The following is a 12,905-nucleotide window of genomic DNA, read 5'->3' on the forward strand; positions in this document are numbered from 1 at the left end:
CTCATGTGTCGTGGCCGGCCCCGCGGGCGTCGGCTTCGCGCGCCGTGCGCTGGCGGCGGCGCAGGCGCCAGCCGCGGATGCCCAGGTTCAGCGCGAACCAGGCGCACAGCACGGCGACCGGCCAGCCGATCCAGGCCGGCCACAGTGCCGCGATCACGCCCAGCACCAGGAGCGCCGCGGTGGCCAGGAACAACGGCCTGGCCGAGGTCGCACCGAGCACGCGGCGATGGCCAAGCGCGGCACCGACGCTGTTGGCCAGGCGCAACGCACCCGCCGCGGCACGCCCGGAGCTGCCGCCGCCATGGCGCACGCGCGGTCGCGCCTGGCTGGTGCGTACTTTCTCGGCATGGCCGCGGCGATGGTGCGGCGCCAGCACGATTTCGGTGGCGTTTTCCAGGTCGTGCTCGTACTGGGCGGCGAGCTTGCCGGCGAACGTGGCGTCCTCGATCGCCACGTCCAGCTCCTGGTTGCCCAGCCAACTGGCGAGGTTGAGGTTGGATGAGCCCACCCGCGCCCATTGCCCGTCGGCCACCGCGGTCTTGGCGTGCAGCATCGAGCCGTTCCATTCGAACACGCGGATGCCGGCTTTCAGCAGTGGCCGGTAGCCCGCGCGGGACATGTTGGCCACGGCCGGGATGTCACTGCTGCCGGGTACCAGCAGGCGCACGTCGACGCCATCGCGGGCGGCCGCCACCAGTGCCTGCACGTAGGGTGCGATGCCCACGAAATAGGCGTCGGTGAGCCACAGCGTGCGGGTGGCCAGCGAGGCGATCAGCTGGTCGAGCCGATACATGCCGGCGGTGGAGGGCTGGGTGGCGATCAGGCGCAGTGCGACGTCACCGGCGGGTGTGGTCGGCTCGGCCGCGCTCGGGAATTCGCGCAGCGGCGTGCCGGTGGCGCTCCAGCTTTGCGCGAATGCCGCTTCCAGCTCGGTCACCACCGGGCCGCGCAAGGCGACGCCGGTATCGCGCCACGGCGGCACGTCGCGCGCGGGGTTGCCCAGCCATCTGGCGCTGATGCACACGCCGGAAAGGAAGCCGGTCACGCCATCGACCACCAGCGACTTGCGGTGGTCGCGGCTCAGCCAGCCGAAGGTCTGCCCCAGCTGCAGCGGGTTGTACACGCGCACTTCGCCACCGGCCGCGCGCAGCGGTGCCCAGAAGCCGCTGCGCGACTGGCCCAGGCAGCCGACCCAGTCGACCACTACGGCCACGAACACGCCGGCCTGCGCGCGCTCGACCAGCGCATCGCGGAATTCGCGGCCCACCACGTCGTCGCGCACCATGTAGTTTTCCAGCAGCACCCGCTGGCGCGCGCCGCGGATCGCTTCCAGCCACGCGGCATAGTTGGCTGCCGCATCGATCAGCAGGTCCACCGCGTTGCCGCTGAGCAACGGTGCCCCGGCAGCGCGGCTCAGCGCTTGCTGCGCCAGCAGGCGACTGGACGAGGACGACGACGGCGACAAGGGGTCGGGCATGCATCGAGTGTAGGCGATGGGGATGTCGATGCGCCGTGGCGGCGGCTTCTGGCATGATCGGAGGATGCCCGCCAAGCCGCGCCACAGCGACACCGACGCTTGCGCCCACGACCTCGCCGATGCGCTGGGGCCGGATCTGCGCATCGCCGCGCCGCTGGGCCTGGGCAAGCCGCACGGCCTGCTCAACGCGTTGTACCGGCTCACCGCCGGCGACCCGACGCGTTCGATGCGCCTGTACACCGCGCTGTCGCTGACCCGGCCGCAGCCGAAGGCGGGGCTGCAGCGGCGCTTCCTGCTGCCGTTCCTCGATCGCCATTTCGGCGCCGACGCGGTCGACCCGCAGTACGCCCTGGACGAGGCGCGCGATGCCTTGCCGCCAAACGTCGTGGTGCACGAGTTCTACCTGCAGAGTGGCGCGCTGCTGCATTCGGGCAGTGCGCAGCGCAACTACATCAGCCAGAACTACACCCATGTGGCGCGCGACCTGGCGTTGCAGGACATCAACCTGCTGGTGCAACTGGTCGCACGCCGCGAAACCGCCGAGGGTGTGCGCTACAGCCTCTCGTGCAACCCCGACCTGACCCTGGATTTCCTGCGCCAGTTGCAGCTGGCAGGCGCACGCCGGCCGCTGTGCGTGGCGGTGGTGCATCCCGACCTGCCGTGGCTGGGCGGTGATGCCGAGGTGCCGGCGGATTACTTCGACGTGGAGCTGCAGCCGGAATCCTCGCCGCGCCTGTTCGCGCTGCCGCGGTTGCCGATCGACCTGGCCGAATATGCGATCGGCCTGCACGCCAGCAGCCTGGTGCGCGACGGCGGCTGCCTGCAGATCGGCATCGGCGCGTTGTCCGACGCCCTGGTCAAGGCCTTGCTGCTGCGCCAGCAGCAGAACACCGCCTGGCGCTGCATGCTGGTGGCGCTGGACCCGGCCGGCAGCACCCATGCGCAGGCAGGCGCGCTCGGTGGCCTTGCACCATTGGGGACCGGCTTGTACGGCGCCAGCGAGATGGTGATGGACGGCTTCATGCACCTGCAGCGCGGCGGCATCCTGAAGCGGCGCAGCTGGGACAACCTTGCGCTGGAGCGCGCCTCGCTGTCCGGCCGGCTGAATCCGGGCACGCCCGGCGGTCATTACCTGCGCGGCGCATTCTTCCTCGGTTCGCGCGACCTGTACGAATGGCTGGCCGCCACCGAGGCGAGCGACCCGGACGCGATCGACATGTGCGCGGTGTCCAACGTCAACCAGCTGTACGGCGACCAACAGGCATTGGCCACGCTGCAGCGACGCGACGCGCGTTTCTTCAACACCTGCATGATGGCGACCCTGCTCGGTGCGGCGGTGTCCGATACGCTGGAGGACGGCGCGGTGGTCAGCGGCGTCGGCGGCCAGTACAACTTCGTGGCGATGGCGCACGAGCTGCCGGGCGCGCGCTCGGTGCTGCTGCTGCGCGCCACCCGCCGCCATCGCGGCGGCATCGAGAGCACGATCCGCTGGAGCTACGGCCAGACCACGATCCCGCGCCACCTGCGCGACATCGTGGTCACCGAATACGGCGTCGCCGACTTGCGCGGCAAGAGCGACAGCGAATGCATCGAGGCGATGCTGTCGATCTGCGATGCGCGCTTTCTGGACGCGCTGTGCGCGGAGGCGAAATCGCGCGGCAAGCTGGCGGCGGATTTCGCCATACCCGATGCCTGGCGCCGGCACCAGCCCGATGCACTGCACGAATCGCTGATGCCATTCCGGCGCAAGGGCCAACTGCCGGTGTTCCCCTTCGGCAGCGATTTCGACGAGGTCGAACAGCGCCTGTTGCCGGCGCTGGAATGGCTGCAGTCGCGCAGCAGTCGCTGGCGCGGCCGCTGGCAAGTGCTGCGCGCCGCGGTGCGTCCCGGCGAGGCGATGGAGGATGAAGGCGCAGCCTTGGCGCGCATGGGCCTGGATGCGCCCAAGGGCCTGCCCGAGCGCATCCAGCGCCGTCTGCTGCAAGCCGCGCTGCGCCGGCGATCGACGTAGGGCGGGCACGGCCCGCCGGCTTTTGTCGTCGGCGCCGTGCAAGGCCGGCGGGCCATGCCCGCCCTACGCCTGGACGCGTCGCACCCGTGGGCGACGCTCTTGAGCTTTTGCGAATCCCGAATCCCGAATCCCGAATCCCGAATCCCGAATCCCGAATCCCGAATCCCGAATCCCGATTCCCGATTCCCGATTCCCGATTCCCGGCGAGCGGGCTCCTACGGGGGCGTGGGTGGATTCTCGGGCTCTTCGGCCGGCGCGGGCTGATCGTCCATCAGCGGCAGCACGCCGGGGCTGTCGAGGTCGTCGAATTGCTGGTGGTTCACGGCCCAGAAAAAAAGCGCCACGGCCACGCCGATCACCACCAGGGTGACAGGGATCAGCACCAGCAGGACGTTCATGCCGCCGCCTCGGCGGTGCGGTCGGCGCGGCCGGGGTTGGCGTCGTGCGCGTGTTCGCGGCCGACGCGCATGGCGTTGAGCACCACCATCAGCGAGCTCAGCGACATGCCGATGGCGGCCAGCCACGGCGACACCAGGCCGAACGCCGCGAACGGCACGGCGAACAGGTTGTAGCCCAGCGCCCAGCGGCGGCTTTGCGCGATCACCTGCTGCATCTGCACGGCGATCGCGTGCGCGTGCAGCAGGCCTTGCAGGCGGCCGTCGAGCAGCAGCAGGTCGGCCTGGGCCTGGGTCAGGTCGGTGCCGCTGGACAGCGCGGCGGAGACGTCGGCGGCCGCCAGCAGCGGGGCGTCGTTGCTGCCGTCGCCGACGGCGAGCACGCGGTGGCCGTCGGCTTGCAGGGATTGCAGCAGGGCCAGCTTGTCGGCCGGCAGCTGCCGCGCATGCCAGTCGTCGATGCCGAGCCGGGTGGCCAGCGCGGCGACGCGATCGGCGCTGTCGCCGCTGGCCATGCACACGTCGATGCCGTCCTCGCGCAGCCGTGCCAGCGTGGCGGCGGCATCCTCGCGCGGGCGTTCCTGAAAGCCGAAGCGGGCCAGCGCGCCGTGCTGGTCGGCCAGCACCATGGCCGCGCTGGCCAGCCGCGGATCGTAATGCGCGTCGCCCAGCGCGTAGCGGGCGCGGCCCAATCGCAGCGCGCGGTCGCCGACGTGGCCTTCGATACCTGCGGCCAGGTGCACGCGCACGTCCTGTGCCGCCGGTGTGACGCCGCGCGGGCGCGCCGCGGCGCTCAGCGCGCGGGCCAGCGGATGCGAGCTGGCGCGGGCCAGCGCCAGGGCCCAGGCCAACACCTGCTCGCGGCTGTCGCCGCGCAGCGGTTCAACCGCCTCGTCATCCAGGTGCGGCGTGGAGAGTGTGCCGGTCTTGTCGAACAGGGCACGGTCGACGCCGGCAAGTGCGAGCAGGGCGCTGCCATCGGTGACCAGCACGTGGCGGTGGGCAAGCCGGCCCAGCGCCCGGGTCAGCGTCACCGGCACGGTCAGCGCGAAGGCGCAGGGGCAAGCCACCACCAGCACGGCGATGGCCGCGTCGAACGCGCGTGAGGGGTCGACCAGCAGCCAGCCCAGCGCGGTCACCACGGTAAGCACCAGCACCCGGCGCACGAAGCGGGTGACTTCGCGATCGCTGCCGGCGATTCGCGCGCGGGCCTGGCGCGCGCGCGCGGCCAGCGCGCCGAGCCGCGCCACGCTGGTCTGCGCGCCGCCATGTTCCACGCGCAGCTGCGCCGGCCCGGTCAGCAGCACGCTGCCGGCCACCAGACGCTCGCCGCGCTGGCGCCGTTGCGGGCGCGATTCGCCGGAGAGCAGCGCTTCGTCCACCTCGACCACGGCGCTTTCCAGCACGCCATCGGCCGGCACGGTGCCCCCGTCGTCGATGTGCACGCAGTCGCCGCTGGCGAGGGTCATCGCGGGCACGGTTTCCAGTTCGCCATCGGCACGGCGGCGCTGCGCCAGCAGCGGCGTGGCATCCAGCAAGGCATCGCCGCCGGCGTCGCCGCGATGGCGCGAGCGCAGTTCGATGTAGCGCCCGACCAGGAGCAGGAACACGAACATGCTGACCGAATCGAAATACACCTCGCCGCTGCCGCGCAGCGTGTTGATCACGCTGGCCGCGAACACCAGCGCGATTGCCAGCGCCACCGGCAGGTTGATGCCGAGGCGGCGGCCGCGCAGTTCCTCTGCGGCGCCGCGGAAGAACGACTGCGCCGAATAGGCCACCAGCGGGATGGTGGTCAGCAGGCCAAGCCAGCGGAACAGGTTGCGCGTGCTGAAATCGACGAAGTCGACCACGCCGAGGTAGATCACCAGGGCGTAGCTCATCACCTGCATCGCGCACATGCCGGCCACCAGCATGCGCTTCAGCGCATCGTGCATCTCGGCGGCGCGGACGTCTTCCACTTCGTCCAGGCGCAGCGGGCGCGCCTGACAGCCGGCGGCGGCGAAGTTCTCCAGCAGGGTGGGCAGGGTGGTGCGCCGGGTGTCCCAGACCACCCGCATGCGCCGCGCGGCGCGGTCGACGCTGACCCGGCGCACGCCGGCAAGCGCATTGATGCGCTGCTCCAGCCAGAGCAGCCGGCGGGGATCGTCCAGCGCCTCGACGCGCAGGGCGATCTCGCTCAATCCGTCGCGTCGCTCGCGCAGCACCTGGGCGGCGAGCCGGGGATCGGCCCATGTCGCCGCGCTGTTCATGGCTTGCGCGAGGGAGGGGCGGTGGATGGCGGTGGCGCGCTGTGCGAGGCGACCGGCACCCCGAATACCGCGTGCGAGCTGGTGGTCAGCGGCGTGTCGGCGTAGCGGACGCTGACCACGATGAGCCATGCGCAGCCGGCCAGCGAGGCGACGAAGATGAATGCTCCGAGCCACAGCACCGGCTGGCGATACCAGGCCGATGCCGTGCGGACGCCGATGTCATGGCTGGTCTTCATCGACCGGGTGCGACAGGTGGTAGACGTAGGCGGCGATGACGTGGATCTGGTCTTCGCTCAGCCGCGTGCTCCACGACGGCATGTGGCCCTGGCGACCGTTGCCGATGGTCTGCTCGATATCGGCCGGGGTGCCGCCGTACAGCCAGACGTGGTCGGTGAGGTTCGGCGCACCCAGCGCCGGGTTGCCCTTGCCCTCGGCGCCGTGGCAGGCGGCGCAGGTGGAGAACAGCGGCTTGGCGGCTGCCGCCTTGGCCGCGTCGTGCGGGGCGCCGGACAGGCTCAGCACGTACTGGGCGAGGTTTTTCACGTTGTCCGCGCCCAGGCTCGCCCATGGCGGCATCACGCCGCTGCGACCGTCGTGGATCGAGGTGGTGATGTCCTTGCCGGTGCCGCCGTACAGCCAGTCGCCGTCGGTGAGGTTGGGTGCGCCGACCAGGATGTTGCCCTTGCCGCTGCGCTGGTGGCAGGCGGCGCAGTTGTCCTCGAACAGCACCTTGCCCATCTGCTGCGCCTGCGGGTCGCCGGCCAGCTGCTCCACCGTGTACAGGCGGAAGCGGTCCAGCAGCGGGTCCAGCCTGGCCTCGTTGGCGGCCACTTCACGTGCCAGCTGGCCGTGCGAAGTCCAGCCCAGCGCGCCCTTGTGGTTGCCGAAGCCGGGGAACAGGAACAGATAGATGAATGCCGCGGCGAACATCGCGCCGGAAAACACGATCCACCACCGGGGCAGGTTCTTGAGGCCTTCCAGGATGGTGCCGTGCGCCCACACGTGGCCGGTGGTGCCGTCGGGCCGGGTCGGGATCTTTGCCCGCGGCGCCCACAGGTACAGCGCGAAGGTGATGCCCAGGTTGAGCACCACCAGGAACATGACCCACAACGACCAGCCGCTGCTCATGGGCGATCCTCCTTGGCGTCGACATCGCTGTCGGGTAGTTCGTCTTGTTCGAGCGGCAGGCGCGCCATGCGGTCGAACGTGGATTTGTGGCGCTTGCGCCAGGCCCAGATCCAGATGCCGATGAAGGTCACCAGCATCAGGATGATGAATACCCCTGCAACGTGGCCCCAGACCGGGCTCATCGGCGTCATGGCGTGGCTCCCGCGACGCCGTCGGTGGTCGCCGGCTTGGCTGCCGGCGGGGCCGGCTCGTTGGCGATGCCCAGGCCCTGCAGGTAGGCGATCAGCGCGTCCATCTCGGTCTTGCCCTTGACCGCCTCGGGCGCCGCCGCGATCTGCGCGTCGGTGTACGGGTCGCCCAGCTTGCGCAGCGTGCGCATGCGCGCCTGCACGTCCTCGGCACTGATCGTGTTGTGCGCCAGCCACGGGTAGGCGGGCATGTTCGACTGCGGCACCACCTGGCGCGGGTCCATCAGGTGCAGGCGCTGCCATTCGTCGGAATACTTGCCACCCACGCGCGCCAGGTCCGGCCCGGTGCGCTTGGAGCCCCACTGGAACGGGCGGTCGTAGACCGACTCCTCGGCGGTGGAGAAATGGCCATAGCGCTCGGTCTCGAAACGCAGCGCGCGGATCATCTGCGAGTGGCACAGGTAGCAGCCCTCGCGCACGTAGACGTCCTTGCCGATCAGGCGCAGCGGCTCGTACGGATGCACGCCCGGCGGCGCCTTCACCGAATGCGCCTCCATGAACAGCGGGGTGATCTCGGCCAACCCGCCCAGCGAGACCATGATCGCGATGCCGATGCCGAGCAGGCCGGCGTGCTTCTCGATCGCTTCGAAATGTTTGTAGGCCATCTGGAATCTTCCTCAACCCGCGGCAGGCAGGGGCGCGGGCACCTGGTGCGGCACCGGCTCGGGGATCGGCACCGGGATCGGCTTGATCAGGCGGGCGCGGGCGTCGGCGGCGGTGTACCACAGGTTCCACGCCATCACCCACATGCCGGACAGGATGAACACGCCGCCGGCCCAGCGGATCAGGTACATCGGCTTGATCGCCAGCAGGCTGTCGAGGAAGCCGTAGGTCAGCGCGCCGTCGGGGTTGGTGGCGCGCCACATCAGGCCCTCGGTGACGCCAGCCGTCCACATCGAGCCGACGTACAGCAGGGTGCCGATGATGTGCAGCCAGAAGTGCAGCTCCATGCCCTTGCGCGAATGCATTTCCGGCCGCCCCAGCGCGCGCGGCGCCATCGCGTAGAGCGAGCCGATGGTGATCATCGCCACCCAGCCCAGCGAGCCCGAATGCACGTGGGCGATGGTCCAGTCGGTGTAGTGCGACAGCGAGTTCACCGTCTTGATCGCCATCATCGACCCTTCGAAGGTCGAGGCGCCGTAGAACACCAGCGACAACACCATGAACTTGGCCGCCGGGTCGGTGCGCAGGCGGTGCCACACGCCGTTGAAGGTGAGCAGGCCGTTGGCCGCCGAACCCAGGCTCGGCATCAGCAGCACCAGCGAGAACGCCATGCCGACCGACTGCACCCAGTCGGGCAGGGCGGTGTACATCAGGTGGTGCGCGCCGGCCCACATGTAGACCGAGATCAGCGCCCAGAAATTGACGATCGAGAAGCGGTAGCTCCACAGCGGCTGCTTGGCCTGCCGCGGCACGAAGTAGTACATCATGCCGAGGAAGCCGGCGGTGAGGAAGAACGCCACCGCGTTGTGGCCGTACCACCACTGCACCATCGCGTCGACCACGCCGGAATAGATCGAGTACGACTTGGTCAGCGAGACCGGGATGGCCAGGTTGTTGACGATGTGCAGCAGGCCCACGGCGATGATGAACGCGCCGTAGTACCAGTTGGCCACGTAGATGTGCTTGATGCGCCGGCGCGCCAGCGAGCCGAAGAACACCACGCCGAAGCTCACCCACACCACCGCGATCAGGATGTCGATGAACCATTCCGGCTCGGCGTATTCCTTGCTCTGGGTCAGCCCCAGCGGCATCGTGGTCATCGCCAGCACGCAGACCAGTTGCCAGCCCCAGAAAGTGAAGGCGGCCAGCTTCCTGAAAGCCAGCCGCGCGTGGCCGGTGCGCTGCACCACGTAATAGCAGGTGCCCATCAGCGCCGAGCCGCCGAACGCGAAGATCACGCCGAAGGTGTGGTCGGGCCGGATGCGGCTGAAGGTCAGCCACGGCACGTTGAAATTGAGCACCGGCCACATCAGTTCGGCGGCGGCATAGACGCCGACGGACATGCCGATGATGCCCCATACGGCGGCCGCGAGCAGGAACTGGCGGACGACCTTGTCGTTGTAGTATTCGGTGTTCGGCATCGGCTTTTCCGGCTGGACAGCGGGGCATTTTGGCGGCAAGCATGCGGCGAAGTGCTGACCTCGATCAAGCAACTGCGGCATTCCGTCCACGTCATCGCGGCGGAGGCCGGCGCTACCGGTCGGGCGAGTATCCTTGGCATCTTCAGTCGCGGCCTGCCGCGACCAGACATTCCGGTTGAATCCATGAGTGAGATCGTTTCGCAACAACCCCGTCCGGCGGCGCCCGCGCCGCGCCGCGCCAGCGTGGGCGTGCAGGTCGGCAAGGTCAAGGTAGGCGGCGGCGCCCCGATCGTGGTGCAGTCGATGACCAATACCGACACCGAGGACCCGGCCAGCACCGCGAAACAGATCGCCGAGCTGGCCCGCGCCGGCTCCGAGCTGGTGCGCATCACGGTGAACACGCCGGCCGCCGCGGCCGCGGTGCCGCGCATCGCCGAGCGGCTGGCGATGATGGGCGTGGACGTGCCCATCATCGGCGACTTCCACTACAACGGCCACCAGTTGCTGGAGCGCGAACCGGCCTGCGCCGAGGTGCTGGCCAAGTACCGCATCAACCCCGGCAACGTGGGTTTCGGCAAGAAGCACGAGAGCCAGTTCGCCTCGATCATCGAGAAGGCGCTGCGCCACGGCAAGCCGGTGCGCATCGGCGCCAACTGGGGCTCGCTGGACCAGGCCATGGTGGCTGCGCTGATGGACGAGAACGCGCAGCGCGCCGAACCCTGGGATGCCTCGCACGTGGCGCGCGAGGCGCTGATCCGCTCCGCGCTGGATTCGGCCGCGCGCGCCGAGGAACTCGGGCTGGCGCGCGAGCGCATCATCCTGTCGTGCAAGGTCTCCGGCGTGCAGGAACTGATCGCCGTATACCGCGACATCGCCGCGCGCTGCGACTACGCGCTGCACCTGGGCCTGACCGAGGCCGGCATGGGCTCCAAGGGCATCACCGCCTCGGCTGCCGCGCTGGCGGTGCTGCTGCAGGAAGGCATCGGCGACACCATCCGCATCTCGCTCACGCCCGAACCCGGTGCCTCGCGCACCGGCGAGGTGATCGTGGCGCAGGAGCTGTTGCAGACGATGGGTCTGCGCTCGTTCACGCCGCTGGTCACCGCCTGCCCGGGTTGCGGGCGCACCACCAGCGAGTTCTTCCAGGAACTGGCCAAGACCGTGCAGGAACACGTGCGCGAGCAGATGCCGCTGTGGCGGGTGAAATACGACGGCGTGGAGAACCTTACCCTGGCGGTGATGGGCTGCATCGTCAACGGGCCGGGCGAATCCAAGCACGCCAACATCGGCATCTCGTTGCCGGGCAACGGCGAGGCGCCGGCCGCGCCGGTGTTCATCGACGGCGAGAAGGCGATGACGCTGCGCGGCGACAACATCGCCAACGAGTTCGTCGACATCCTCGACGACTACGTGGCGCGCAAGTACGCCGCGCGCGCTAGCTGAAAGTCGTGCCGGGCTGCCACAGCCGCGGGCCGAGATCGGTCCAGCTGCCGACCTGCCCAGGTTGCGCGGCCAGCGTGCCGGCCTGCGCCAGGTAGTCCGCGCGCGCCATCTCGAACGCACCCAGGCTCAGCGTGTGGGCGTTGGCTACCTGCGCATCGAGCAGCGGGCAGCCCTGTTCGTGCAGCAGCCGCGCCAGCGCGATCAGTGCCACCCGCGAACCACCGCTCTCGGCGCTGAACATCGACTCGCCGCAAAACAGCTTGCCGACAGAAAGGCCGTAGACGCCGCCGACCAGGCGCTCGCCGTCCCAGGTCTCCACGCTGTGCGCGTAACCGAGCTGGTGCAGGTGGAGGTAGGCGTCGATCATGGCCGGTACGATCCAACTGCCCGAGCTGTTGTCGCGCGGCGCCGCGCAACCGCGGATCACCGCCTCGAACGCCCGGTCGATCGTCACCCGCCAGCGCTTGCCGGCGAGCTGGCGACGCAGGCTGCGGTTCGGCCGCAACGCGTCGGTGCGAAACACGCAGCGCGGGTCGGGCGACCACCACAGGATCGGTTCGCCCTCGCCGAACCAGGGGAAGATGCCTTGCCGGTAGGCGGCCAGCAGCCGGCCTGGCGACAGGTCGCCGCCGAAGGCAAGCAGGCCGTTCGGTTCGGCCAGTGCGCGGGAGGGATCGGGAAAGCGCTCCGGCGCGTCGGCATCGAGCAGGGGCAGGCGGATCATGGCGCAGCCTCGTCGTGCTGCGCGTACGGGCTGTGTTGCCGCAATTCTTCCGCGTAGGCATCCACCGCCGGTGCCTCGCGCGCCAGCGCGCTGGCCACCGCCGCGCGGAAGCCCGGGTGGGCGAGCCAGTGGCGCGACTGCGTGCGCGCGGGCAGGAAGCCGCGTGCCAGCTTGTGCTCGCCCTGCGCCCCGGGCTCGAAGCGATGCAGCCGCTGCACAATGGCGTACTCGATGCCGCGGTAATAGCAGAGTTCGAAATGCAGCCCGGGCACGTCGACCATGCTGCCCCAGTAACGACCGTAGAGCACGCCGTCGCCCTGCACGAACAACGCCATCGCCACGATCTCGCCGCCTGCGCGGGCCAGCGCGAGCTGTGCCAGCGGACCGAGTTCGCCGAGCTGCCGGAAGAAGGCGACGGTCAGCACCGCGTGGTTGCCCTTGTCGTCGAAGGTGGCTTCGTACAGCGCGTGCACGCGATTCCACTCGTGCTCGTCGAGCGTGTCGCCGCTGCGCCATTCGATCGCCAACCCGCTGGCGGCGACCTGGGTGCGTTCGCGCAGGATGTTCTTGCGCTTCTTGTGGGTCAGCGCGGCGAGGAAATCCGGGAAGTGGCGGTAGTCGCGGTTGTGCCAGTGGAACTGCACGTCCGAGCGGGCCAGCCAGTCGTCGCCGAACGCCGGCGCCTCCGTGGCGAGCAGGAAATTCGCGTGCACCGAGGACAGCCCCAGCCGCTTCGCCTCGGCGCGCATCGCCTCGACCAGCGCCTGCCGCAGCGCTGGCGTGTCGGCCAGCAGGCGCGGGCCGGGCACCGGCGAGTAGGGCACGCCGCAGAGCAGCTTCGGGTAGTACTCGCCGCCGGCGCGCTCCCACGCGCTGGCCCAGCTCCAGTCGAACACGAACTCGCCGTGCGAGTTGCCTTTCAGGTACAGCGGCGCGGCGGCCACCAGGCGATCGTGGTCGTACAGGCCCAGGTGGTGTGCCTGCCAGCCCCAGTCGGGACGGATGCAGCCGGTGTCTTCCAGCGCATGCAGGAACGCGTGCGACACGAACGGATTCGCCCCGCCGCGCAAATCGTCCCACGCCGCGGCAGGCAGTTCGGCGATCGCGTCGTGGAAGCGGATGTGCATGACTCGGCAGGTGCCG

General features: G+C 69.8%; 12 protein-coding genes. 2 read left to right on the forward strand and 10 right to left on the reverse strand.

Translation table 11 applies throughout. From position 1 onward, the window contains the following. Window position 1 precedes the first annotated feature (1 nt). Window positions 2-1,477 carry a phospholipase D-like domain-containing protein gene (locus ACVCMC_RS04265; RefSeq protein ID WP_447098783.1) on the reverse strand — a complete coding sequence of 492 codons (1,476 nt, stop codon included), beginning with the start codon at window positions 1,475-1,477 and terminating at the stop codon, window positions 2-4. Between the two features lie 64 nt (window positions 1,478-1,541). On the opposite strand from ACVCMC_RS04265, the gene ACVCMC_RS04270 reads away from it, so the two are divergent. Beyond that, the gene (locus ACVCMC_RS04270; protein ID WP_447098784.1) at window positions 1,542-3,488 is read left to right on the forward strand and encodes an acetyl-CoA hydrolase/transferase C-terminal domain-containing protein; all 1,947 of its coding nucleotides are present in this window, start codon (window positions 1,542-1,544) and stop codon (window positions 3,486-3,488) included. A gap of 215 nt (window positions 3,489-3,703) precedes the next feature. Here the strand turns inward: ACVCMC_RS04270 and ccoS are convergent, their stop codons facing one another. From ccoS to ccoN, 7 genes are read right to left on the reverse strand one after another with little or no spacing between them, the layout of a single operon-like run. Further along, a complete protein-coding gene (gene ccoS, locus ACVCMC_RS04275; protein WP_395118752.1) occupies window positions 3,704-3,886 on the reverse strand; it encodes a cbb3-type cytochrome oxidase assembly protein CcoS in 183 nt (60 codons plus the stop codon). Beyond that, the gene (locus tag ACVCMC_RS04280) at window positions 3,883-6,135 is read right to left on the reverse strand and encodes a heavy metal translocating P-type ATPase (RefSeq protein ID WP_447098785.1); all 2,253 of its coding nucleotides are present in this window, start codon (window positions 6,133-6,135) and stop codon (window positions 3,883-3,885) included. Before ACVCMC_RS04280 ends, ccoS begins: the two co-directional genes overlap by 4 nt. Continuing rightward, window positions 6,132-6,371: a hypothetical protein gene (locus ACVCMC_RS04285; RefSeq protein ID WP_447098786.1), complete on the reverse strand. Its 240-nt coding sequence runs from the start codon at window positions 6,369-6,371 to the stop codon at window positions 6,132-6,134. Before ACVCMC_RS04285 ends, ACVCMC_RS04280 begins: the two co-directional genes overlap by 4 nt. Beyond that, window positions 6,355-7,263, reverse strand: a complete 909-nt coding sequence (gene ccoP, locus ACVCMC_RS04290; RefSeq protein WP_447098787.1) for a cytochrome-c oxidase, cbb3-type subunit III — start codon at window positions 7,261-7,263, stop codon at window positions 6,355-6,357. Before ccoP ends, ACVCMC_RS04285 begins: the two co-directional genes overlap by 17 nt. Next, the gene (locus ACVCMC_RS04295; protein WP_447098788.1) at window positions 7,260-7,454 is read right to left on the reverse strand and encodes a cbb3-type cytochrome oxidase subunit 3; all 195 of its coding nucleotides are present in this window, start codon (window positions 7,452-7,454) and stop codon (window positions 7,260-7,262) included. Before ACVCMC_RS04295 ends, ccoP begins: the two co-directional genes overlap by 4 nt. Then, a complete protein-coding gene (gene ccoO / locus ACVCMC_RS04300; RefSeq protein ID WP_447098789.1) occupies window positions 7,451-8,116 on the reverse strand; it encodes a cytochrome-c oxidase, cbb3-type subunit II in 666 nt (221 codons plus the stop codon). Before ccoO ends, ACVCMC_RS04295 begins: the two co-directional genes overlap by 4 nt. Before the next feature lie 12 nt (window positions 8,117-8,128). Continuing rightward, window positions 8,129-9,595 (reverse strand): cytochrome-c oxidase, cbb3-type subunit I, encoded by a 1,467-nt coding sequence (gene ccoN, locus ACVCMC_RS04305; RefSeq protein ID WP_447098790.1) that lies wholly within the window; start codon window positions 9,593-9,595, stop codon window positions 8,129-8,131. Between the two features lie 183 nt (window positions 9,596-9,778). Here ccoN and ispG point away from each other — a divergent pair, with 183 nt between their 5' ends. Then, window positions 9,779-11,038: a flavodoxin-dependent (E)-4-hydroxy-3-methylbut-2-enyl-diphosphate synthase gene (ispG, locus tag ACVCMC_RS04310; RefSeq protein WP_447098791.1), complete on the forward strand. Its 1,260-nt coding sequence runs from the start codon at window positions 9,779-9,781 to the stop codon at window positions 11,036-11,038. Here the strand turns inward: ispG and aat are convergent. Together aat and ACVCMC_RS04320 are read right to left on the reverse strand one after the other, a co-directional pair. Beyond that, window positions 11,031-11,762: a leucyl/phenylalanyl-tRNA--protein transferase gene (gene aat, locus ACVCMC_RS04315; protein ID WP_447098792.1), complete on the reverse strand. Its 732-nt coding sequence runs from the start codon at window positions 11,760-11,762 to the stop codon at window positions 11,031-11,033. The two genes, ispG and aat, sit on opposite strands and share 8 nt — an antisense overlap. Further along, a complete protein-coding gene (locus ACVCMC_RS04320; RefSeq protein WP_447098793.1) occupies window positions 11,759-12,889 on the reverse strand; it encodes a GNAT family N-acetyltransferase in 1,131 nt (376 codons plus the stop codon). The genes aat and ACVCMC_RS04320 overlap by 4 nt, the downstream gene beginning before the upstream one ends. Between the last annotated feature and the right edge of the window lie 16 nt (window positions 12,890-12,905).

Source organism: Rhodanobacter sp. UC4452_H20 (assembly GCF_052978205.1).